21 protein-coding genes and 2 pseudogenes are annotated in these 23,313 nt (G+C 61.9%); 3 read left to right on the top strand and 20 right to left on the bottom strand.

Annotation, left to right across the window (positions count from 1 at the left end; all coding sequences use genetic code 11):
* Positions 1 to 52 precede the first annotated feature (52 nt).
* From P5205_20435 to P5205_20500, 14 genes and pseudogenes are all read right to left on the bottom strand, one after another.
* Complete coding sequence (locus tag P5205_20435; GenBank protein ID HSA12735.1) at positions 53 to 388, bottom strand: hypothetical protein; 336 nt, start codon at positions 386 to 388, stop codon at positions 53 to 55.
* Positions 388 to 930 (bottom strand): hypothetical protein, encoded by a 543-nt coding sequence (locus P5205_20440; protein HSA12736.1) that lies wholly within the window; start codon positions 928 to 930, stop codon positions 388 to 390. Before P5205_20440 ends, P5205_20435 begins: the two co-directional genes overlap by 1 nt.
* Positions 931 to 1,588: 658 nt before the next feature.
* Positions 1,589 to 2,122, bottom strand: a complete 534-nt coding sequence (locus P5205_20445) for an ArsR family transcriptional regulator (GenBank protein ID HSA12737.1) — start codon at positions 2,120 to 2,122, stop codon at positions 1,589 to 1,591.
* Positions 2,123 to 2,384: 262 nt separating this feature from the next.
* Positions 2,385 to 3,545: a DegT/DnrJ/EryC1/StrS family aminotransferase gene (locus tag P5205_20450; GenBank protein ID HSA12738.1), complete on the bottom strand. Its 1,161-nt coding sequence runs from the start codon at positions 3,543 to 3,545 to the stop codon at positions 2,385 to 2,387.
* Between the two features lie 79 nt (positions 3,546 to 3,624).
* A complete protein-coding gene (locus P5205_20455; protein HSA12739.1) occupies positions 3,625 to 4,653 on the bottom strand; it encodes a DUF1080 domain-containing protein in 1,029 nt (342 codons plus the stop codon).
* A 224-nt stretch (positions 4,654 to 4,877) separates the two neighbouring features.
* On the bottom strand, positions 4,878 to 7,025 hold the full coding sequence (locus tag P5205_20460; GenBank protein HSA12740.1) for an FAD-dependent oxidoreductase: 2,148 nt from the start codon (positions 7,023 to 7,025) through the stop codon (positions 4,878 to 4,880).
* A 73-nt stretch (positions 7,026 to 7,098) separates the two neighbouring features.
* On the bottom strand, positions 7,099 to 7,617 hold the full coding sequence (locus P5205_20465; GenBank protein ID HSA12741.1) for a four helix bundle protein: 519 nt from the start codon (positions 7,615 to 7,617) through the stop codon (positions 7,099 to 7,101).
* A pseudogene (locus P5205_20470) lies at positions 7,614 to 9,494 on the bottom strand (NADH-quinone oxidoreductase subunit NuoF). The gene P5205_20465 and the pseudogene P5205_20470 overlap by 4 nt, the downstream one beginning before the upstream one ends.
* Before the next feature lie 84 nt (positions 9,495 to 9,578).
* A pseudogene (locus P5205_20475) lies at positions 9,579 to 10,016 on the bottom strand (NAD(P)H-dependent oxidoreductase subunit E).
* Positions 10,017 to 10,176: 160 nt separating this feature from the next.
* On the bottom strand, positions 10,177 to 12,009 hold the full coding sequence (locus P5205_20480; GenBank protein HSA12742.1) for a PQQ-binding-like beta-propeller repeat protein: 1,833 nt from the start codon (positions 12,007 to 12,009) through the stop codon (positions 10,177 to 10,179).
* A 3-nt stretch (positions 12,010 to 12,012) separates the two neighbouring features.
* Positions 12,013 to 13,425: a 4Fe-4S binding protein gene (locus P5205_20485; GenBank protein HSA12743.1), complete on the bottom strand. Its 1,413-nt coding sequence runs from the start codon at positions 13,423 to 13,425 to the stop codon at positions 12,013 to 12,015.
* The gene (locus P5205_20490) at positions 13,426 to 13,998 is read right to left on the bottom strand and encodes a ferredoxin (protein ID HSA12744.1); all 573 of its coding nucleotides are present in this window, start codon (positions 13,996 to 13,998) and stop codon (positions 13,426 to 13,428) included.
* Positions 13,999 to 14,005: 7 nt separating this feature from the next.
* Positions 14,006 to 15,013: a hypothetical protein gene (locus tag P5205_20495; protein HSA12745.1), complete on the bottom strand. Its 1,008-nt coding sequence runs from the start codon at positions 15,011 to 15,013 to the stop codon at positions 14,006 to 14,008.
* A gap of 458 nt (positions 15,014 to 15,471) precedes the next feature.
* A complete protein-coding gene (locus tag P5205_20500) occupies positions 15,472 to 16,062 on the bottom strand; it encodes a hypothetical protein (protein ID HSA12746.1) in 591 nt (196 codons plus the stop codon).
* 113 nt (positions 16,063 to 16,175) lie between these two features.
* Here P5205_20500 and P5205_20505 point away from each other — a divergent pair, with 113 nt between their 5' ends.
* The gene (locus tag P5205_20505) at positions 16,176 to 17,147 is read left to right on the top strand and encodes a TIM barrel protein (protein HSA12747.1); all 972 of its coding nucleotides are present in this window, start codon (positions 16,176 to 16,178) and stop codon (positions 17,145 to 17,147) included.
* Between the two features lie 44 nt (positions 17,148 to 17,191).
* Positions 17,192 to 18,133, top strand: coding sequence for a cation diffusion facilitator family transporter (locus tag P5205_20510; GenBank protein HSA12748.1), 942 nt, complete (start codon positions 17,192 to 17,194; stop codon positions 18,131 to 18,133).
* Here P5205_20510 and P5205_20515 read toward each other — a convergent pair whose 3' ends face one another.
* Both P5205_20515 and P5205_20520 read right to left on the bottom strand, forming a co-directional pair.
* On the bottom strand, positions 18,134 to 19,171 hold the full coding sequence (locus P5205_20515) for an AI-2E family transporter (GenBank protein ID HSA12749.1): 1,038 nt from the start codon (positions 19,169 to 19,171) through the stop codon (positions 18,134 to 18,136). It abuts the gene before it with no gap.
* A gap of 110 nt (positions 19,172 to 19,281) precedes the next feature.
* Positions 19,282 to 19,734 (bottom strand): response regulator, encoded by a 453-nt coding sequence (locus tag P5205_20520; protein ID HSA12750.1) that lies wholly within the window; start codon positions 19,732 to 19,734, stop codon positions 19,282 to 19,284.
* 206 nt (positions 19,735 to 19,940) lie between these two features.
* Between P5205_20520 and P5205_20525 the strand changes: the two genes are divergently transcribed.
* Positions 19,941 to 20,222 (top strand): hypothetical protein, encoded by a 282-nt coding sequence (locus tag P5205_20525; GenBank protein HSA12751.1) that lies wholly within the window; start codon positions 19,941 to 19,943, stop codon positions 20,220 to 20,222.
* Between the two features lie 107 nt (positions 20,223 to 20,329).
* On the opposite strand, the gene P5205_20530 is transcribed toward P5205_20525, so the two are convergent.
* The 4 genes from P5205_20530 to gcvH all read right to left on the bottom strand — a co-directional run bounded on the left by P5205_20530 (position 20,330) and on the right by gcvH (position 23,198).
* Positions 20,330 to 20,884, bottom strand: a complete 555-nt coding sequence (locus P5205_20530) for an NUDIX hydrolase (protein HSA12752.1) — start codon at positions 20,882 to 20,884, stop codon at positions 20,330 to 20,332.
* 142 nt (positions 20,885 to 21,026) lie between these two features.
* Positions 21,027 to 21,743, bottom strand: coding sequence for a GNAT family N-acetyltransferase (locus P5205_20535; GenBank protein ID HSA12753.1), 717 nt, complete (start codon positions 21,741 to 21,743; stop codon positions 21,027 to 21,029).
* 71 nt (positions 21,744 to 21,814) lie between these two features.
* Positions 21,815 to 22,108: a hypothetical protein gene (locus P5205_20540; protein ID HSA12754.1), complete on the bottom strand. Its 294-nt coding sequence runs from the start codon at positions 22,106 to 22,108 to the stop codon at positions 21,815 to 21,817.
* A gap of 703 nt (positions 22,109 to 22,811) precedes the next feature.
* The gene (gcvH, locus tag P5205_20545; GenBank protein ID HSA12755.1) at positions 22,812 to 23,198 is read right to left on the bottom strand and encodes a glycine cleavage system protein GcvH; all 387 of its coding nucleotides are present in this window, start codon (positions 23,196 to 23,198) and stop codon (positions 22,812 to 22,814) included.
* Positions 23,199 to 23,313: the final 115 nt, after the last annotated feature.

Consider the following 23,313-nt stretch of genomic DNA (forward strand, 5'->3'; position numbering starts at 1 on the left):
CGCTGACATACTGACGGGCTGGCATCCTGGAATGCCGATACACCGCAGAAATTCACGCTCCCTTTCCACTTCCCCCCGTTTTCTCTTTGAGATTCTTGCTTTGCCGCCGGTCGAGAGCCTGCTCAAAGCTCACCAACTCGCGGCTTAAGGCGTTGTAGCGCGAGTAGGCGTCGCCGCCCTCCTGCCGGAGGAGGCGATACAATTGCTGTTCCGGTTCGGGAAAGGAACCGGCAACCACCCCCGTGATCAAACCGGCGCGACGCAGCCGTGACCGGGCCATGCCCACCAGACAGGCGGGGATGGTACACCTTCCGGACTGGAAATCGGCCAGTCCTTCCCGCAAGAGCGCCTCTCCGGGAAGCCCCGTGATGAGATCATCCAGAGACATCAACTGGTTGAGGGCTGGGAGCCCGGCTGCGTGAATTCGAGGACTGCGGCTTCAAAGGAGGCCGGATCAATCGCCGGGTAACGGATCAGTTGCGGCTTAATCAGGGCGAACATTTCCCATAGACGGTCCTTAGCGATGAGCTTCGCGCGCAGCATGGAGCGGACGTCGTGCAGGTCGCGGTCGTGCCGGCGTTGCAACTTGGACAGGGCCTGTCCGTAAGGATCGTAATGGTAAAACTCCAAAGGGCCGTGCCGCGCGATGAACAGGCTGCGTGCGCGCCACCCCGGGACGGCAGGGATGAACTGATCCGGGCTAGCCAGCTCAACATTGATGTCCAGTTCGTCTTTCAGGACCGCCAGGGCTTCAAACAGCCCGGGCGGCTCCGGGTCCGGCTTGAAGTCAATGTCAATGGTCATGGACCGCCAGCCGTGCAGCACCGCGGTTGCTCCGCCGGTCAGGTAAATGCGTCCTGGTCCTCGCACGCGCCGCCCCAGCGCCGCCATGAATGCCTCCAGCTTGCCCTTGTCAGTTTCGGAACGCATTACTGGACAATGTGCCCGTTCTAAACGCTGAAACGCTGAAACGCTGAAACGCTGAAATCACAAGACAAGAGCTGAAATTGGGAAAGCAGAAAACTGACATCAAAGGGCAGAGGTCAGAGATCAGAGGTCAGAGGTCAGTGCGGACAAAAGCTGACATGCGGACGGGCGAAGTCCTTCCACTGAACAGAAGGCAACGAAGGAAACGGCGATCGTTGCACTTAAGGTCTAATCGCCGACAGCTGAAGGCCTACTGCAAACGCTGGGAAGCTGAAAAGTGAAATCAAATGGCAGGGAGCAAAGCTCCGCCCTGTCAATTCGCAGCGCGAATTGTTTCGCGCCGATTAACTCGAACCGCATATCACTGATGTTACTGGCGCCCGCCATCGCCGGCTCTCCAGTTGTATAACCGCTCCCTGGCGCCTGCCCAAGGAACTGCTCTGACTTCCAGAATTGTGTTCCCGCTTAGCCGACAATCCAATACCACCACAGATGGACACAGATGGACACAGATAGGGACCGGCCAGAATCCCGCTTTCTCATGACGGGGATCGGTTCACCAGACTGTGACCCCAAGCAAGGGGAAACAAGGCCGGAGTCCAAGCTTCAGAATCTGCGTTCATCTGTGTCCATCTGTGGTTCTCTTCTGCATGGATACGGCTTAACTGCCCGTGATTTTCAACACCATTGGCAAGACCTTGCGCGTCTTTCTGGCCCAACTTTGAAGCATGCCCACGCGCGCGCGGACCAATTCCCTCTCCGCGGGAGGCTGATCCTGGACCAGGGCTGCCATGTGGTCTATGCGATCCAGGCTGTTGTCGACGTGCGTCAGAATTTGGTCCCGCAGGAAGCGCGTGGCCAGGTTGCGCAACTGGGCCACGGCCTCGTAATGAACCGCCCGCTGGCCGGCCACATAGACCAGCTTGACCGCGCCCAGGTTGCGCAGGAACCGGAGGCCCTGGCTGGTGGAGCCTTTACTCATATTCAAGCGCTCCATGATCTGCTCCATCGAGAGCGGTTGGGCGGCGGCGAAGAGCAGGCCATAGATTTCGGCCACGGACTTAGGCTGCCCCAAGACGTGGGAAAACTGGACGAACAGGTCAATGATCTCGACTTCCAGCGCGCTCAGAGGCTTCGCTGGTGGTCGCAGGATGCGGTCTTCGACGGGACCGCCATTCATAGTGGCCAGGCGCATGGAGGCAAGTATGCCGAATTGCCATGATTGTTCAAGTTATTTTGACCGAAAAACCACGCATCGGACGCATCTCAGTTTTTGAGCGGATGACAGACCGCGAGCCGTCCCCGGGTCGCCGGGGGCTCGGACCGGCGGGAAGCGCGCAAGAGATCTGAACTCCGTGCCGCCCTGGCGGGTGATGCGATCCAGGGACGGCTCGCGGTCCGGGGGCAGTGCCGAGAGGCGCCCAGTCCGGTCGCGGGCACCACCGCTCGGCGGAGGCTCAAACGGCGGTGGCGAAGAAATCGGCTATGCCCTTGACCACATGCCGAGCCTGGTCCTCGCTGAGTTCCGGATAAACCGGCAGCGCCAGGGTCTCCTTGGCGGCGCGCTCGCTTTCCGGAAAAGCGCCGGCTTGATACCCCAGGCCGGCGAAACACTCCTGCAGGTGCAGCGGCACGGGGTAGTAAATTTCGGTGCCAATATCCCTTTCCTGGAGGGATGCTCTCAGTTGATCCCGGCGCCCGGTCCGAATCACGTACTGGTTGAAGATGTGACGACCAGCGACGACTTTGGGCAGAAACAAACAAGGCTGCCGGCTCCCCTGGATGGCACGGGCGGCGGTGTCCGCGATGGGCAGGCCCGTTTCCGCCAAGAGACGGTTATATCGCTCCGCATTCCGCTGGCGGGCGGTCGTCCAGGCGTCCAAATGCCGAAGCTTCACCGAGACCACGGCGGCCTGGAGCGTGTCCAAGCGGAAATTGCCACCGATGATCTTGTGGTAATACTTCGGCGAGGCGCCATGCCCGCGCAGGCGTATTAACCTCTCTGCCCGATCGAGATCCTGGGTCACCACCATACCCCCATCGCCGGCGCCACCCAGGTTCTTGGATGGGAAGAACGAAAAGCACCCGTAGTGGCCGATCGAGCCGGCCCGCCGGTTCTTGTGCTCCGCGCCGATGGCCTGGGCCGCGTCCTCAATGACGACCAGCCCGTGCTTGCGGGCGACCTGCATCACGGCGTCCATATCGGCCATCTGGCCGTAGAGGTGAACCGGGATGATGGCGCGAGTTTTGGGAGTTATCTTCGCTTCGATCTGCGCCACATCCAGATTGTAGCTGACCGGATCAATATCCACGAAGACCGGCCTGGCTCCCACCCGCGCAACCGAGCCGGCGGTGGCAAAAAACGTGTAAGGGGTGGTAATCACTTCATCGCCCGGCCCGATCCCCTCAGCCATCAGACAAATGAGCAGGGCATCCGTTCCGGAGGAAACCCCTATGCCATGGGCGCAACTTGAGTACTGGGCGACGGCCTCCTCACACTCACGCACCTGCGGGCCCAGGATGAAGAGCTGGGACTCCATCACTTTGGCAACCGCGCTGTCAAGGTCAGCCTTAATCGTTGCGTACTGCGCTTTGAGATCCAACAACGGAACCTTCAAGGGGTTGGCCCTCCCGATGGCGGCACCAGATGTCCCGGCTTCAACGCATTATCAAGCAGGCTTTTCATGCGCGGAAACCCTATCTTCGCTCGATCCAAATATTCCGGTACTGCACCGGGTTGCCGTGGTCCTGCAACAGCAGGCCCTCGGGCTCGTTCTCCCGGTCATTAACCGCGCCGCCGGTGACGCCAGGCAGGGCGGTATCATCCTGAACCACCACGCCATTTTGCACCACGGTGATCCGCGCCCTGGCGGTCTTGTTGCCGGCGGCATCAAACCTGGCCGCGGTGAAGCTGATGTCGTAGGACTGCCATTGGAGCGGCGGCGCGCACATGTTGACCTTGGGCCGGCTGACGGTATAGATGCCCCCGCATTCATTGTCCTGCCCTTCCAGCCCGTAGCTGTCCAATACCTGCACTTCATAGCGTCCTTGCAGATAGACTCCACTGTTGGCACGGCCCTGGCCAAATGCCGTTGGCATATAAGGCAACCGGAATTCCAGATGCACCTTCTGATCACGGAATTTCTCCCGGGAAACGATATCCCCGCCTCCCACTTCCATGACGCCCTCGGGCAGAATCTTCCATTTCACGGCCTTGCCCTCCTCGCGATGCCGCCACGCGTCCAGGCTTTTGCCGTCGAACAGCACCACCGCACCGGCGGGTGGCGCTTTGCCCAGCTCCGGCGAAATCCGCTCGGACTGCTTCAATGCAAAGGCACCGCGCAACCGGCCGGCAATCGTCCCCTTGGCCCCACCGGTGTCAGCGGTACCGGCCCACAGAGCGGCATCCACCACCACCCCCTGCCCGGTCGTGCCGAACACCCGGCCCACGTCAAAAGGAATATCATCCATGAACCTGAACTGCCCGTCGCGGATCTCGCCCTTCAACCGATAGAGATAGGGTCCACGTTGGAGGAGGTCCGCGACAAAGCGCGCCTCATACTTGCCATTGCTGAGCGGGATCATATAGACCCCCACATTCTTTGTTTCGTTGTTGATGGTGACTTCTCCCTGCCAGTCGCCCATCCAGCGATCGGCCGGTTGTTGGGCAAACAAGGGAATAGCCGCCAGTAAGGGAGCTATGATAATGCCTGGCTTTGTCTTCATTCGCTTGCACAAAGGCTGCACATTCCTGGCAGGGTCGCAAGCCTTAACCACATTTGCCGCTCAAGGCCTGAATCCTTACCGACTTCGGAGCGCTGGAGTAATTCGGCAGCTCTGCCGGCTGAAGCCGGCACTCCTTTCCGCAAGGCTGCCTCGCACCCGTTGGGTGCATCCTTTCAGCAAGCCGGCAAGGATTGAGGCTCAAGGCTCGCCCGCCCGGTGGGCGCTCAGGCCAGGCGGCAGCCGGCGCAGCCTGTGCCTTTAAGCATAATCGCACCGGTGGGACAGACTTCGGCGGCGCGGCGGGCGGACTTGCGCAGCGCTTCAGCCATAGGTTTGTTGAAGGGCGCCGCCACCGTGACCTGGAAGCCGCGTCCGATGAACGACAAGCCCAACTCCTCGCCCGCCTGGGCCGCCACTTGCACGCACGCACCGCAAATGATGCACTTGCCCGGCTCAAAGATGATTTCCGGGTGAGAAGTGTCCCGCGCGAAGTGGCGCCGCTCGCCGACAAAGCGCTGCGGGTCCACGCCGTATTCGGTCGCAAACTGGCGCAGCCGGCAGGGAATCGCCTTCCCGCAGCCGCAGCCCAGGCAGCGGCGTGATTCGCGCGTCGCCGCCTCCGGCGAGAAACCAAGCTCGACCTCCTCGAACGTGGTTTGGCGCTTTGCCATCGGCAGATGCGGCATGGGAGCGCGGGGCGCCTGCTCGATGCCCCGCAGAAAGACCGCCAGCTCATCTTCGCTCAGCTTGCCCAGCATGGCAGTCGCCGCCTGGGGCGCGCCGATGATTTTTTGCCCACTCAGGTATTGGTCAATGGACGCGGCGGCGAGCTTGCCTGCCGCCACGGCGCGCACGGCGAGGTCAGGACCCGTGACGGCATCGCCGCCCGCAAATACACCGGGCAAGTTGGTCGCCAGCGTTTTCGGGTCGGCGGCAATACCCCATTTCGACAAGGCGAGCTGCCGGATATTGAGGTTGCCCGCCTCCACGTTCTGGCCGATGGCCGCGATGACGGAGGTGGCCCGCACCTCGAAGTCCGTCCCGGCGATGGCCATCGAGCGGGCGCGCCCACTTTCATCCGGCCGCCCCAATTCCATTCGCTGGCAGATAAGACTTAACTTGCCGTCTTTCCGCACCAGCCGCACCGGCGCAACGAGAAACTCGATCTGTACGCCCTCCGCTTCCGCGGCTTCCACCTCTTCCATAAGGCAAGGCATCTCACGGCGACTCCGGCGGTAGAGCACGCGCACGGACTTGGCACCGAGCCTGACCGCGCAACGGCTGGCGTCCATGGCCGTGTTGCCGCCGCCGACCACCAGAACTTCGCTGCCGATCATTGGCGCAGGGCCTTCGGTGAGCTGTTCGAGAAACTCCAACGCAGGCGTGGCCAACTCCTCGCCCGGACAGCCCAAGCCGCGCGAGCCCTGGGCGCCGATGGCCAGGAACACGGCGTCGAAATCCCGCCGAAGGTCGTCCAGCGTGAAGTCCCGGCCCAACCGTTTGCCCAGGCGGAATTCGGCACCGAGGTTGCGGATCATTTGGATTTCGGCGTCAAGCACTTGTCGCGGCAGCCGAAACGCCGGAATGCCATACCGCAGCATCCCACCCGCCTGGGTGTGGGCGTCGAACAGCACGACACCATGGCCACGTCGCAGCAGGTGATGCCCTGCCGCCAGTCCCGCCGGCCCGGCGCCGACAATGGCGACCGTCTTGGAGGCTTGGGATTGCCGCTCCGGGAGGCTGCCGGGCAGAGCGGTCTCGCCGTGGCCGCCGTCCCGCAGAGGTCCATTCGGCGAACGGACTCCACCAGAATGCGCGCGAGGGGCGGCGCGTCCCAGCACCCGGTCCGCCGCGAAGCGATGCAAGTTACGGATTGAAAGCGCTTCGGTCACGTCGCATTGCCGGCATCGCTGCTCGCATAGTCGCGGACACACGCGGCCCAAAGATGCCGGCAGCGTAAGGTCGTCGGTCACAATCCCGGCGGACGTGTCGCAGTCGCCGGCGGCAATCTGCGCGATGAAGTTGGGGATATCCAGCCCGGCCGGGCAGCCGGTCCGACACGGGCCGATGCAGTCGCCGGCGTGGTCCGAGAGCAGCAACTCGAGGGAGGACTTGCGCGCGGCCCGCACTTCCTCCGAATCAGTTATTACAACCATTCCCTCCGCCGCCGGCGTGGCGCAGGAAGGCCAAAGATTAGGCCGCCCTTCGATCTTCACCGCACACAGAAAGCACGAAGCTGACGGCTCAAATCCCTCGACGTGGCAGAGCGTCGGAATGGCGACGCCCAGCTGGCGAGCCGCGCCGAGGATGGTGGTGCCGGGCGGGACCGAGGCGGGACGGCCGTCGATGGTGATGGTGAGGGCAGAGGTCATTGAGGCACGAAGGCCGAAGGAGGGCCAAAAAACGAGGGCCGAAGACCGAAGGAGTGCTGCGCCAGGCTCAAGCTCATTTTCTCCATATTGCGCCGAAGATGAGATTCAGTTCTTTGGCCTCGCGCCAGAGCACTCGCGCTTCAGCGGCGAGCCTCTCTTCCGCTGTGGCCACCATGCGCAGGAAGAACATGCTTTCCTTTGATTCCTTTCGGCAGGTGCCGATCTTCTGCTTAAACCCCCTGGCCGACACGGCATCATCGGCTTCGCAATAGTTGGCTCCGACACTGGTTCCCGCGCCTACCAGTTGATCAATGAGCCGATTAATCACAGCATTGCGAGGTATCCTTTGGGCGAAGCGGATGATGCATTCGCCAAACCGCGCCGTGCGGCCAGCCAGCCCCTCCGAAGGGAGCGGAACCACGTGTTCCTCTTTCAGCACCAATGGTCCTGTGGATGGCTCGTCTCCCCACCGCCAAAACTCTGAGCATACGTCTGAAATTTCCCCGCCACTGCCGTACTCAGATTTTGGAGTTCGGCCTCCTTTCGGCCTTCGGGCTTCGGCCTTCAGATTTGGTCTTAGCGGCTCTTTCATACCACCTCCACCGCCCCGTAGGGACACACCTGCCGGCATGAATCGCAACGGGTGCATCGCTCCAGATCAATCAGGTGCCGTGTATAGGGTGTCATGGGAATTGCATCGGCTGGACAATGCTGGGCGCAAATGGTGCAGCCGGTGCAATTGGCCCGCACGTGATATTGAATGAGCGCCTTGCATTTGCCGGCCGGACAGCGGCCTTGCAGATGGGCCTCGTACTCGTCGCGGAAGTAACGCAGCGTGGTGAGCACGGGATTGGGGGCGGTCTTGCCGAGGCCGCATAAGCTACCTGTTGCCACCTGTGGAGCGAGTCGCTCCAGTTCCAGCAGATGTTCTCGGCTGGCTTTGCCGGCACATAGGAGTTCGAGCACTTCAAGCATACGCTTCGTGCCGATGCGGCAGAAGGTGCACTTGCCGCAGGACTGGTTCTGGGTGAACCGCAGGAAGTAGCGCGCGATGTCCACCATGCAGGCGGTGTCGTCGAGCACCACCAAGCCGCCAGACCCCATGATTGCGCCGATGTCGCGCAGGGATTCGTAGTCCACCGGCGTGTCGGCCAGCCGCGCCGGCACGCAACCGCCGGAGGGGCCGCCGATTTGAACGGCCTTGAACGCGCGCCCCGCCGCGACCCCGCCGCCGATTTCCTCCACGATCTGCCGGAGAGTGGTGCCCATGGGCACCTCAATCAGGCCGGCCCGCCGGACCTTGCCCGCCAGCGAGAACACCTTGGTGCCTTTGCTGGTGGTGGTTCCGATGCCGGCGAATGCCTCCGCGCCGCGGCGGATGATCCAGGGCACCATCGCCAGGGTCTCGACGTTGTTAATGAGGGTGGGCTTGCCCCACAAGCCGGACTGAGCGGGGAACGGCGGCCGCAAGCGGGGCATTCCCCGGCGCCCTTCCACCGAAGCGATCAACGCCGTCTCTTCACCGCAGACGAAGGCCCCGGCGCCTTCCTTGATGGAGATCCGCAAAGGGTAATCGCTGCCCAAAAGGCGCTCGCCCAGCCAGCCCCGCCGCTCACACTCGGCCAGCGCCGCTCTCACGCGCAGCAGGGCCTGGGGATATTCGTGGCGAATGTAGAAGACGGCGTCGTGGGCGCCGACTGCCACCGCGGCGATAGCCAGCCCTTCGATTACCCGGTACGGAAAGGATTCAAGAATCATTCGATCCATGAAGGCACCTGGGTCACCTTCGTCCCCGTTGCAGATGACGTACTTGGATTCGCCCGGCTGCTGGCGAACCATGCGCCACTTCTGGCCAGTGGGAAAACCCGCACCCCCGCGCCCGCGGAGGCCGGAGCGTTCGATGGCCGTGATGATTTGTTCGGCGGAGAGGGGACAAAGGGCGTGGTTCCCGTTGGCCGTCTTTCCAGTGTTCGAAATCCGCACACCAAGGCACTTGGCCAACGCTGCAAAACCATCGTGGGCGAGATATTCCTTGAGGTCCAAGGGATCCAGTCGCCCATAGTGCTCCATGGCGATGTGGACTTGCCGGTTGAAGAACGCTCGCGCGCCGGTGTCATCCTGGTTAATCGTCAAGCTCCGGAGTTGCGGGGCCGCCGCATCATCCTCCACCAGCAAGCCATCCACTACTCGGGTCCAAAGTTGCGACCAGCGGCGTCCCAAGCTCCGCGGGCGGAAGTGTGTCTGCACCAGCCTGGCCGCCTGGCCCGGAGTCAGCCCTTCGTAAGTCACGCTCGACTTGCCCGGCACAACGACCTCGACCATCGGCGTCCGATAGCAGGCCCCCACGCAGCCGACGCGTTTGACGGTTGCACTCGCTCCGCTCATTGCCAAGCTCCGCTGGAGAGCCTGGAAAGACTGGTCGGTGCCTTTCGCCAGGCAGCACGAGTCGAGGCAAACCCGGATCTCGGCGCCACCATTGTCTCGCTGAGGATTGTTGACGGCCGGTTTAGCGGCGGCAGTTTGCCGGTTAGCCAGAAAGTCGCGAACCGCACCTGGCACTTTTTCCGCCGTCGCATAGCCGATGGTCTCCTCCTCGATGCGCACTACTGGAGCAAGTGTGCAGCAGCCCAGGCAGGCTACCCGCTCGATGGTGAACCGCCGGGCCACGTCGGTGTCCGAACCCTCGGGAATCCTCAGGTGACGGCGCAGCGCTTCCTCAACGCGCTCCGAGCCGCCCACATGGCAGGCCGTGCCATGGCACACTTGGACGATATGCCTGCCGCTCGGCGTGTGCCGGAACATGTCGTAGAACGTCGCAACCCCGCTGATGGCCGCCGGTGTAATCTGCGTAGCCGCGCAAACGCGGCGCACCACCGCCTCGGGCAGGTAACCGTAATGGTCCTGTATGGCCTGCAGGATGGGGATGACGGCATCGGGTGTGCGTCCACTACGCTCGACCGCCTTATCCACGTATCTCAGGTCAAGGCTCATGCGGCAAAATCCGAATACCGAAGGCCGAAGCCCGAAGGAAATTCGAAATCCGAAGGCCGAAATCCGAAGGCTATGCGGACGCCGCAGGCAATGCCGGAGGCCGGAGTTCGAGTCTCGGCGTTCGGCCTTCTTTCGGGCTTCGAATTTCGGCCTTCGGACTTCATTGCTTTCCTGCTATCTTCTCGCGTGCCGCCGCACCAACGCACCACACGTTAGTCACTCCGCGCAAGAAAATCCGGTCCCGCGCGAATGCCGGGCTCGCATGAAGCGCATCGCCCATTTCGGTTCGGAACAACTCCCTGAACTGCCGCGCGGCCTCGACCACCACTGCGGTGCCATTCTGGCTGAACAAGTAAAGCCGGTTTCCAGCCAGGTTGGGGGATGCGTGAAATTCTATCTCAAAGTCGTGATCCCATTGCTTCTTGCCGTCTTTGGCGTCGAGACACGTCAGCATGCCCGAGGTCGTCAGCATGAAAAGCAAATCGCTGTTGCTGGTCGGGCTGGTGACATCGGGCACGTTATCCTCGACGGCCCACACTTGATGGGTTTTGGTAACATCCCCCTGCCCGTCCGGACGAATCGCCATCAACTTCTCTGACGGGCTGGCCACAAAAAGCAAGCCCCCGGCGAACACGGGCGAGGGCGTAATCTCCCCGTTCATGCAGTCGGCTCGCCATAGTTCTGAGCCGTCGTCTGCCGAGTAAGCGATCACGAGGGGGGCAGCGAGCGTAATGACCTGCGATCTGCCGCCCTCCTCAATGGAAATGGGGGTCGCCCAGGTCGCGCCGGTCTTGCGCGGTCGCTGCCAGATGATTTGGCCGGTACGGCCATCCAACGCGTAGAGTTTCGATTTGCCGTCTTCGCCGTCCCCCTGGTCAAGTTGCACAATCAACCGATCGCGCCAAGTGGCTAGCGAGGTGGCGTGACCGTAAGGATTACTCAGTGCGCCAAAGCTCTTGGACCAGACCGGTTTTCCTTCCAGGGTGAATGCCGCGCAGTCGCCGTTCGCAAAAAGGGCGTAGACGCGCCGGCCGTCCGTAGCGACGGTCGAAGCGGCATAGCCGGTGGAATCCGGGACATCGGCTTGTGTCGGTCCGTTGGGGCCACCCGCGACAGGCTGCCGCCAAAGCGTTTGACCCGTGTTGCCGTCGAGACAGAGAACCTCACACTTGAGCGCATCACCGCCAGAGAAGAAGACGCGCTCACCCCAAACAATGGGTGAGCCGAAACCCCGAGCCGGTGCTGGAACCTTCCAGGCGAGGCCGGCGCCAGTCTTCATGTCCCACGATGTCGGCACGTTAGTGAAAATGGAAACGCCACTGCCGTCCGCGCCCCGAAAGCGGGGCCAGTTCTGTCGGAGTTCCTCGGGCGTGGCCGCATCGCTCGCTTGTGCCTGACCCGCAGCGTTCAGTCCCCCGGCACCGGCTCTATCGTTTGGCCCAAGCAGTTTCTCCAATTCTGCTGTTTGCTTCGGCAGGGCTGTACCCCAGCCAAGGCTAAGAATGAAAAGCAGGACGCCGATGGCTGCGCCGGAGCCCGCCACCGACCAGCGGGCTCTGGCAGCAGAGCGAACCGATTGTTCCGGATCATCGGCTTTGGGGCCGGGCATCGGCACGCGTTTGCGAAGCCGGGCGCCCTGCGTGATCGCCAGGACGAATACAGCCGCGCTGCCGAGTAGCAGGTAAACGCCAAGTCCCGTTTGCGACAATTGGCGGAAGTAGCGCTGACGGAGCTCCAGGTCGAGCTGACGGATGCTCTGTTTTAGCTGCTTATCGGCCGGGCTGAGCCGCAGTTGTTCCTTGTATGCTTTGAGCTGTGGCGACTTCAGCGGGTCATCCGCTTTGGCACCGACGTGCCCTACCCACAGGTTCAATCCCACCAGCACGGCGAATACACCAGCAACCCATGCGGTCAGCCGACATGCCAGTGAAGCTGTGTCGGGGCCGCCTTGGCGCGGCGTGAGGGCAGCTTCGGTTTGGGGCGCAGTGACCACGGCTCAACTCCTGCCTGGAAGTTGTGGGCTTGCAGCAGAACTCGCGATGGGCACAGCCGCCGGCATCAAGCCGCGTCGGACCAGTTCGTTCGGACAGAACTCGAAGCACCTCGCGCATGCGAAGCAGCCGCCTCGGTCCGGCTCGTAATCAGTGCGTTGGCGGCGCACGGACAAGCTGATAAGTTTGGAGCCAATCACCAGCCCGACCCACGCGCCGAAAATCCACCCGCCGGTGGCGAACTTGCGTTGGATGGCCACCGCCTCTGTCAAAATCTCCCTCGGTGTTTGCCGGGCGCGCTCGAGTGCCAGGTCGTCCGGCGACAGGGCGCCAAACTTGGGCGCGGTCCCTTGAGCGCTCGCCAACTGATCAGCCAGGCTGACTGTCGGATGGAGCCGCGACGCCGGAGCGCTAAAGGCAGATCCCAGCCAAGCGCCGCCGACCAGCAGCACCGGTGCAAGCGCCAGCAACAGCGCCAGCCGCCGGCGGTCCCGGGTCAAGGCTTGCGCCCCTGCCGGGCTGGCCTGGGGCTCGCGCATCGCGCCGAACGGGCAGGACGTTTCGCACAAACGGCATTGGGTGCAGTAGTCCGGCGTCACGCGCACCCGCCACTTGGCGACGATCGCGCCCAGTTTAAGGAGCGCCCCATAAGGACACAAGAACCGGCAGTAAGGACGGCCGACAAACATTCCCAACATGAGCAGCGCGGCACCGCTCAGCACCATCAGAGTCCGTCCGCTCAGCCGGAAAATGGGCACGAATGGATCATACTGGCAGATGATAAAGGCGCTGCCGGTAGCGGCGAACAGAACGCCCGCGCCCAGGTAGATGAAAGGCAAAACGCTCAGAGCTTGTTCCAGCCAGGCCGGCACCTTCACCGGCTTAAGCAGCACCAGATCCTGCAGCGCCCCGTGTGGACAGACCCCGGCGCAGAAGGTTCTTCCGGCGAAGAGCGCGAGCACTAGCGGCAGAACGAAGAATGCGATCACGCTCAACGGCACGGCGTAGCCACGGTCGCAGAGTGCCAGCGAGACATTTTGCAGCGAGCCGATGGCGCAGACACAGCCCTTGCGCCAGAATCCGAAGTAGAGCAGGGAGAAGATCGAGAGAGCCACCAGGCCCGTGCGCGAACGCCGCCTGTAGACCATCCAGCTTGCCAGCCCCAAGCACCCCGCCAGCACCGCCACGTCGAGATACTCGAGGGTCAATGCCCGCGCCGGTGGGGTGGTGGTGACCGGAAGCTGATGCCCGCTCTCGAAATCCGGCGGCGGAAACCGCTGCTCGGCGAAGGTCCATGTCACAGAAAGCAGGAGGATGCCGAGCCAGGCGGGCCATGTCCGACTTACGATTGACCCCTTGCGCAAGGCAAGGGAACAGGCGCTCAAATGGCGATTGGCAAATCGTAAACTGAGGCTCATTCAGTGGCTAATCGTTTTGAGCAGGTAGGGCTGATCGGCGGGCACGCGGCGGAAGGCATCCCCGGCGCAAACTTTGGCAATGAAGCATTCGTTGCAGTTCACGCAGCGGTCATGCCGAACCTGCAAGAAGAGCGAGCCATTGCCGAAGCGATTGCAGCCCTCAACGCACTTGGCGCAACCGATGCAAAGCTGCTCGTCAATCGTGTATTCGTAATACGGATCCTCGACGTAGGTCCGTTTGATGGCCGAAGTGGGGCACAGGCAATTCTCCGCGCCAGTGTTCAGATCGTTAGGCTCCGGTTCGAAGTAGCCGGTGCAAAGCTGGCAATAGCCGCAAATGGCATAAGCGTGGACGCACTTCACGGCGGATTGTTCCAGCACGCAATGGGTGGCACAGTTGCCGCAGCGGACGCATTTCTGGGGATCGATCTGCCAGACTGTGCCCTTGGCGGTACTGCGCCCGGCTATCACCCCCAGGAAGGCGCCCAGCCCGGCCAGCCCGGCTGCCCGCGCGCCGCTGCGCAGGAACTGGCGCCGCGTCACTGACGGTTGGGTTTGAGGCCGGGAGTCCACTTGGCGTTCAGGCTTTGCGCTTCATGATGCGCACGTCGTTGGCCACCAAATCGAGAATGTAGATGCGCTGTTGAGAATCCACCGCCACGTCCAACCCGCCTACGGTGCAATCCGCCAGCGAACATTGCCGCCAGTTTTCAGGGAAGGACTCAACACCGGCCACGACGCATTCAAAGGCGCCGTCTTTCGAGTAAACCTTCACCCGGGGCAGTCCCTTCTCGCAGGTGACGCAGCGACCGTCCGGCAGCAATGCCAGCCCCACTGGGTTGCAGCACCCGCAGAAACCGTCAATGGCTCCCGAGGGTTTGCCCCAGAAGAACTCCAGGTCGCCATCCGCAGTGTAAGCTTCCACGCGATGACGTCCGGTGTTATTGACGCGCAGCAAGCCATCGTGCGCCAGTTCCACATCGAGGTAAGGGCTGGGCAGGATGAGCCCGGGAATGTTGCGCTCCTTATTCCGCTCGGCTATGCGGCCGACGAGTTTGCCGGACTTGTCATAACGCAGCACGACCCGGTTGCCGGAGTCCGCGGCGAAGAGATCGTTCTCCCCAACCGCCAGGCTGCTGAGCCAAGCTCGTTTGCCGAGCGTGGCCCAGGCGGCGAGCAACTTGCCACTCCGGTCGAGCACTTCGACATGATCACGCACGCCGGCGTAAATGGTCCCGTCGGTGGCGACTGCCACGGAGCGGACCACCGCAGTGCAGGTGAATTCACTGACTCGCGCGCCGTCCTGGCCCAGCACGATTACCGAGTTGGCCGCTGCGAGATAGACGAGGTCATCCGGACCGATGGCGATGCGGCGGGGGCCCGGTTGGGGGCTAACAAAGCGGCCGACCTGTTGGTAGCAGATGAGTTTGGGGTCCGTCTTGCGGAGGCGTTCCACGTCGAGCGCAAAGGGATTGGCTTTCTTGCCTGGGCCAGCCACGGCACCCAGCGGAGCGGCGGTCGCCGCAAGAACGCCCGCCCCTCGCGCGGCGCCTGCGAGGAAACGGCGCCGGGTAATATCACGAATCACGAGCAGGGTCTTTCATGTCAGCCTTTGTCGTTGGCGCGTTGGGCGGAGAGAGCTTGAGGCAGCTTACACGCGGTGAAAAGACTGCAACTGGAGCAAATACCCTGATTCACACAATGCTGCCCCGCAAGGATCCTGGGACGTGCTGCCAGAGCCGCAACGCCAGCACTCAGCAGTCCCAGCAGGCCATAGCGCACCGTGGCGCGAAAGAACTCGCGCCGGCTTTCAGCTGGTTTGGGCGAGAACGGCATAGTACAGCGATTGAATAGCAGCCCAAACAACCTGCGCCAAGCCAGCAATAGCGGCTACGTCCGTTTTGCCAAACATCAACCCTTTATTGTTCGCCGGTTGGCTGAAAATGGCACGCGGAACAGTTTTCCCTTTGGGGAAACCCACGAAAGCCCCGCTTTCTCCCCAAGCTGGCGCTGACCGGTCAAACCAGCCCCACGCTGAGCATGAAATCAGTTCACCCTTTCAATATGCAACTCGCTCTTCACCACTGTTCCGGTCTCTGCGGAAAAGTAGAGATCACCGATATTCACCGTAGTATTCGGCTGATTCAGTTTGGCGGCCCAAAGCCGTATCTTCCACCGGGGCGTTGCCTCGATGTTTTCCAGCCAAAGCTGCGTGGCTTTGATGGTGGCTTTGGCGACGAGCGGATCTGAAACCGCGGCTTTGATTATGTCATTCGAGTCATACTTGAGCTTCTTGAGATCCATGACTCTGTCCATCGTGCCGCTGCGCCCGACAGGGTTCCAACCGCGCTTGATCCCGATTTGCCGGCCAGCTCCGAACTTCACCTCCACCTTCTTGGACATGACAGACGGATCGTAGTACACGATATACCAGATGTTCGGCGTATCGCTGAGGAAGGACTTCTCAGATCGAATGAGCAGGACCTTGTCCTGGCTCTGCTGGCCAACGGACTTGTTGCCTTCTTTAATCAACTCGAGCGCGGTTGGTTCCGCTCCAGTTGCGGCCCAAGCGCCCAACAGGAGAAAGCACAGGGCGCCTCGTAAACAGTAACAACAGCGTGCCTCTAATTTCTTCATAGTCTAACTCTAGCCTGTGAACCAACGTCAGCAAGTCCAAACCAGAATGCGCGGCGGGCGGTTCCCGGCTAAGAAGGCTTGAAACGAGGGGGCGGGCATGAGAGAAGGGGGCTATGCAAGTCCGCCGCTCCGATCGTCGCGCGTTTCTGCAGGAGTCCTTTGCGGTGGCCGCCGTGGCGGCACTGCTGCACCCAGGCGAGATCTTATTCGGCCAGGCGCCGGAGGCACAGAAGGGACGGCGAACGATTCGGCTTGGCGGCCCCACATTTGCCAAAACCGAAGACCCCGAGGCGCTAGCTTTGGCGCACAGGAAACTGGGCTATCGCGCGGCCTACTGCCCAGGGGTGGCCCTGAAAGACACTGACCGGATCCGGGCGTTGAACGAGGCATTTGCCCGGCATGACGTAGTGATCGCGGAAGTGGGCCGGTGGTGCAACCTGCTGGATGCCGAGGCGGAAGAACGACGCAAGAACCTGGAGGCCGTGACGGAAGGGTTAGCCCTGGCGGAAGCAATCGGCGCGCGATGTTGCGTGGATATTGCCGGGACGTTCAGCACGACCTCGTGGTTCGGCCCGCACCCGGAAAACCTCTCGCAGCGGGCCTTCGACGCCATCGTCGAGAACGCGCGCAAGGTTATTGACGCGGTGAGGCCCCGGCGCGCCCGGTTCTGTTACGAGATGATGGGCTGGGCGCTGCCGGACAGCCCGGACAGTTACGCGCGGCTGATCAAAGCGGTAGACCGACCGGCATTCGGGGTGCACCTGGACCCATGCAACCTGATCAATTCGCCGGAGAGGTTTTACCACAACACCGCCCTGCTGGATGAGTGCTTCGATAAGCTGGGCCAGTGGATCGTGAGCTGTCACGCGAAGGATTTAGCCTGGGACGTGGAAATGAATGTTCATTTCCGCGAGGTGGCACCCGGGCGAGGCTCGCTGGACTACGTGACTTTCCTGAAGCGCCTGGCGGCGCTGCCGCAGGGTCCGCCCCTAATGCTCGAGCACCTCAAAACGGCGGAGGAGTACGCCGGCGCGCGGGAACATATTTTCGAGGTGGGAGGCAAGGCCGGACTGAACTTTGGCTGAGCGGCCGGCAGCAAGGCCCAGCCGCCCATCGCGGTCCAGCACCTATGAAATCAACCACTCGCGCCCGGCAGACGAGCGCCGCAGCATTGAATTCGGTCTTCGCGGCCCTTCTGCTGACCAGTCTGAAGGTCGTGGTTGGCCTATTGAGCGGCAGCTTGGGGATTCTGGCGGAGGCGGCTCACTCGGGTCTCGATTTGGTGACGGCACTGGTTACCCTGGTGGCGGTGCGGGCGGCCAGCAAGCCCCCCGATCAGGACCATACTTACGGGCATGGGAAGGTGGAAAACCTCTCGGCCCTGGCCGAGACACTCCTGCTGCTGGGAACCTGTGCCTGGATCATCCGCGAGTCATTGTTGCGGCTGACTGCAAAGCCCGCGCAGGTGGACGCGTCCATCTGGGCCTTCGCGATCATGGCTATCTCGATCGCGGTGGATGTGTCGCGTTCCCGGATGTTGTACCGGGTGGCCGCCAAGCACTGCAGCCAAGCCCTCGAAGCTGACGCGCTGCATTTCAGGACCGACATCTGGAGCTCGGCGGTGGTGATTATCGGCCTGCTGGGAGTCAAGCTCGCAAGCTGGTATCCGGGCTTGGGCTTCCTCTTGAATGCGGACGCCGTCGCGGCATTGGTGGTCGCGGGAATTGTGGTGGTGGTGAGCGGCCGGCTGGGGATGCGCACGATCCAGGCGCTCCTCGACAGTTCTCCACCCGGGGTGGGTGAGCAAATCAAGACAGCCGTGGCGAAGATGGACGGTGTGATCGATTGCCACGCGGTTAGGCTTCGCCATTCGGGGCCGTACTACTTCGTGGATTTGCACATTACCGTGGATGGCGAGCAGTCGCTGCGCTCCGCGCACGAGCTGACCGAGCGCGTGGAGCGCGCGGTGGAGACGATTTTGCCCGGAGCGGACGTGACGGTGCACCCGGAACCGGCGCCGGTGGAGACGAAATCGCCGCCGGCGGATCAAAGCGGTAGCGCGGCGGGCTGATCAGGAAGAGGGCGCCGGCCTAGGAGCTTCCTGGTCTCCAACCTCAACGATTGAGGCTTCGCGCTTGAGATAGTTCAGTACAATCGGGGCGAGGATCATCCCCGGCACCCCCATGAGCCTCTCACCGACGATCAAGGCGAGCAAGGTCAGCCAGAATGGGTTGCGGATTCGATGACCGATGATCTTGCTATTGAGGAAATACTCCAGTTTGTGGATGAGCACCAGGAACGTCAGGGCTATGAGGGCAATTTGGGGGGAAACTGTGAAACCGATGGCGACTATAATTGTGTTGCTGATCAAATTACCCACGATGGGCAGCAGCCCGCACAGAAACGTCACCCCGATTACTACCACCGCGTAGGGCAACTGCACTGCCAGGGCAAATATGCCGGTGAACACCGTGTTGACGGCCGAAATGAGGATTTGTGCTCCCATGACGGTGGCGAAGCTCCGGTAGAAAGTGGTGAACCGCACGGCAATGTGGTCGCAGCACAGCGAATAAAAGTTGTTGCGGATCAGATGCTTCTCCCGGTCGATCTCAAGCCGGGGGTTCAGGAACAGCCCGATGGCAATCGCGCAGCCCATGGCGAGGAATAAAAACTGCGTCGTGGCGCCCCGAGCGAACTTGGCAATGCCGCCCAGGTATTGCGACTGGTTTCTGACCGTATCCAGTCCAAGCTCCTTCAAGCTGTCATAATCCGTAAATGGGAGTTCGACCTGATATTGCCTGGCCCATTCAATCACTGAGGGAATGGCCTTGTCGGCGATTTCAGGCAGCGCGCGGATGGTTTGAGCGGTGAAGTGACCGAGGACGTAAGTCGCTGCGGACAGCAGGATCAGAAACAGGACGACCGCCAGCCATTTGCCCCCGCGCTTTAGGAAATGGAGCTTGGTGAGGGCCAAATAGGAGAACAGCGCCGCCAGCAACGGCGTGGCCATGTGGAACCATCCCACCAGAACAAACGTCGCCAGGATTACGAGATAAGACACGCGCGCAGGTTTCCCCACGCTCGGCTTGAGGCCTTCCACCGTGATCATTCAGCCCCGTTCATAAACCGGAGCAACGGCCAAAGCGAGCCTTTTGATAGAGATGCGAATCCTCCGCTTGAAACCGACCGCCGTTTTGCCCTCGATTGGCGCGGCGCTGGTCAGCTTGGCGTCTTGGCTTGCGCAAGCCAGACGTCGGCGGTCTGGTCAATCAGGACCTGCAATTCGGCGAAAGTGCCCGGCTTGGCGGCGTAGGAATTGGCGCCAAGCTCCAGTGCCCGGCGGATATCGGCGCGGAACGACGAGCCGGCCAGGACGACCACAGGCAGCGACTTGGTAGCGGGATTGTCGCGGATCCACTGCAGCACCTCGAACCCGTCCAGGCGGGGCAGTTTGAGGTCGAGCAAGACCAAGTCGGGAAATGGGTAAGTGTCGCGATCGGAGTAAACCTCCGCTCCGTTCAGGTAGGCAATCGCTTGTTCGCCATCCACGGCGCGCAGCAAGGAAAACGGCGTGCCGCACTTCCTGGCCGCCAACTCCAGCAACGCATAGTCTTCCGTGCTGTCCTCAACGTACAGCACGGCTCCCCTCGATGGGCCTCGTGTGCTAGCCATAATCGTCAGTCTCGCAATTCCCGCGCCAAGGTGCTCGCTTTGCCTCCCGGCGAGCCTTATAAGTTCCCCGTAATCAGGGAAATGTGCCATATTCAACCCGGTTCGGGTATGGGGTGAACACCCCATTCCGCCGCCGCGCCCAAGTTCGCGCGCTTGCGCCGTGACATGCCCGTGGACTAGGCTGCAATGGAAAAGTCACTATCACCATGAAGACCGCCTACGAACTCGCTATGGAACGGCTGGCCAAAGCTGCGCCTACAGTGAAACTGACCGCTGAGCAGAAGAAGGAGATCGCCGAACTGGAATCCAAGTGCGCCGCCAAGATCGCGGAGCGTGAGATCTTCCTCAAAGGCGAGATTGTAAAGGCGGTTGACAAAGGCGACGCTGAGGCCGTGGAACAACTGGAGAAACAACTGCTTAGTGATCGCAAGACGCTCCGGGCCGAGTGCGAGGAGAAAAAGGAGAAGGTGCGCCAGTCGGCCGGATGAGCCGGGCAGGGTGATCGGGTGTATCCACGGTGTGCGTCCGGTGAGACTCTGGTGAGGTTACGGTGAGACTCCTTGCGGGCTGATGTCCCTGCCCTGATAGCGCCCGGCTAGCGGACTCCCCGCTGCCACAGATCAAAGAAGTTCAGCGCGACGACGACCAGCGAGTGTTTGACCTTGCCACCCGCCACCAGTTGCGGGAGGTCGCCAATGGGCACGAGCCGAGTGAGCAAGTCCTCCCCATGGTCAAACTTGACCGGGTGCAGGCAGCGGCAATTCTCGAACATGACAGTCGAGCACGTGTTGCTCATGATGGCCGGGTTCGGGAATACGCGGCCAATGGTGCACGGATTCTCGCCCTCGTAACCCGTCTCCTCAGCCAGCTCGCGCGCGGCTGCCGCTTCAGGCGAGGCGTCGTGGGGATCTATCATGCCGCCGGGGATTTCCAGTTCGACGGTCTGCGAACCGTGGCGGTACTGCTCAATCATCACCAGGTGCCGCTCGGGCGTGACAGCGATGACATTGACCCAATTGACGCAGTCCAATACGTACACGTCCTGCGCCTCCCGGGTGCGGGGCGAGATGACGCGGTCGGATCGTAGGGTAAAGATGCGGAAGTCGCCGAGGGGTTGCGAGCTGACTTTCTTCCAGGGCTTTAGGTCCATAGGGGTCGAGGTTTGGCGGCTGAATACTGATTACTGTTGGCCCGCGACCGGGGATGCCCCTGTGCCGCGCGGCAGCCAAGCCCAAGGCGCGGTTGCCAACGAGGTTGCCTTAGGTGGTCCGGAGGAAGGCTGGGATGTCAAGCTACTGCGGCGGGTTGGAGTCAGCCTTGCGGTAATCTTCGCCCAGTATGGCATACCAGATTGAGCTGGACCATTCGCCATGCGACCATCGGCTCCTCAGGAATTCGCCTTCTCGCCGCAAGCCCGCCTTCTCCAGGAGGCGGCATGCGGCGGTATTCCGGCTGTCGCACCAGCCGGCGACCCGGTGCAGCCTCAAGCCCTCGAAGCAGAAGGTCAGCAACGCCACGACGGCTTCATGGGCGAAGCCCTGCCGTTGAAACTGCCGGTTCAAGCCAATGCTGAAGGTGACCTGCAGGCGGTGCGAGTCGGGAAAGTTCACCCCCATATACCCGATGAGTTTGCCGCCCTCTCGAGTCTCGATTCCCAGGTATAAAGTCTGGTCGGGTGTGGTCAGCTTCACGTGGGCGTCGCTTTCCAACCAGTGCAACACGCCGTCCTCATCCAGGGGCACGCTGTCCTGGTAACGGAAGAACTCCTCGTCTGACATCAACTCCAGCAAGTCCTTCCAGTCATGGGCGGCGAATCGCCGAATGATGAGCCTGCTGGTGGTGATGGGCAGGGGGATCTCCCCTCCGACGTCGCTTCCATCGTCGGGCACAATGAGGCTCTCGGTGCAGTTGGGGCATGCCTGGGCGAACCCGGCGCTTTCCTTCGGGAACGCAACCGGGTCGCCACAATACGGACACTTGAAATCCAGGAAGCTCTCCTCTGTGATCATATAAATCTCCCCTTCTCACGCTGCCGTCGGTCGGCAGGCGCGGTTTCAGGGTTAACTCCAAGCCGGGGCACCTACTCGTCCGACAGGGAGTCCACGTCGCCCAGCGGGCGGGTGAAGGTGGCCTGGGCAGGCTTGACCACAAGGGCGTCGGCGGTCCTCTTAACGCTTCTGGATGCCGCCGCCCACGGCAAGGCGACCACGAACACCGCCGAACCGACAACGGTCGCGACCAGGCAGGCCGGTCGGACTACGACAGCATCGGCGGCCACCGCCAGAGCCCCGGTGTTGTCGGCCGCAGAGGCAGGAGTGACGCTGCAGCAGGTGACTGCCAGTGCGCAGATGGCAGCTATTAATTTGGCTCTCATCTCTCTCAGCGTCCGCGATGCAACGCTCTTTGTCGAACACATTTTCGGCACTTGCAGTTGCGTAATCCGTCCTCCGGAGGGGCAACCCGGAGAGCAGGCCGGGTTGCAGACAGGGCGAGATTTACGGGTACCTGAATGCGATCATCCGGGAGCACTCGCGGGTGATTCTCGTCTAACAGTATTGTGAAGTGTATTGTGTCAGCAGGCGCGGGAGTTGCGCTGGCTCTTCTGGGTGTTGTGGCCGCAGCTCAGGAAGTCTTACAGGAGCGTTTGTCACCAGTCGCGCCAATGCGCCAGGTGGTAACCGTTCGCAATAGTGTCATTATCGCACCGCTGATGATGAGCCGTTTGCACGTTCTGCCTCCAGCCCGGACCAGCCGACCGGACTTCAACCTCAGGACCTTCCGGCGGTCTGCCTCACGGCCATCTGAGTTGCCTGCCATCCCTCCAGGCGCCTGCGGGACGGTGCGCTCGAACCACCTCCATGTCCCCGCCGGCTCGCCGAGGGTCGCACCGGGCGTTTACGAGACAGCGCCGTGCAGCTGCATTGTGGTCGTGCCGGGTCCCCAACTGGATGATCGGTGCATCATAAACCCCAGCGGCGGCGATAGCTCGATGCCAATCGTTAGACCCGATCTGCGCTTCATTCCACGCGGGCAACAACAGAAGTGAGGCGCGAGTTGGTAGCGCTTGAGGCAGAAGGTCAGGCTCCGCCGATTTGGGCCTGGTATTGCTTAGGCTCGAGCAGCGCGTTCAGCTCAGCGGGGTTCGACATCTTAATCCGGTAGAACCAACCCCCTGCGTATGGTTCACTGTTCACCAGAGCAGGGTCGGTGAGTACCACCGAATTGACCTCGGTGATTTCGCCGCTGACGGGCGAATATATTTCGTTGGTGGTCTTGACCGACTCGACTGCGGCGCAGGCCTCGCCGGCCTTGATCTGCCGGCCCACCTCGGGCAACTCGACGAAGACCACACCCGTCAGCTCGTGTTGGGCATGGTCGGTAATGCCCACCGTCGCTACGTTGCCCGCCACGCGCACCCATTCGTGCGTTTTCGCATACTTTAAGTCGGAAGGAATGTTAGCCATGGCCTCATTGAGTCAGGGACGGGGCGGGTGGTCAATCCGGTTTTCGATAGATCGGCTTCGACCTGAATCCTTAGCGAAGCACACTTTGCCGCTCAGCAATGTGGGGAACGGAGCG

Source organism: Candidatus Paceibacterota bacterium (assembly GCA_035452965.1).
GTDB lineage: Bacteria > Verrucomicrobiota > Verrucomicrobiia > Limisphaerales > UBA8199 > UBA8199.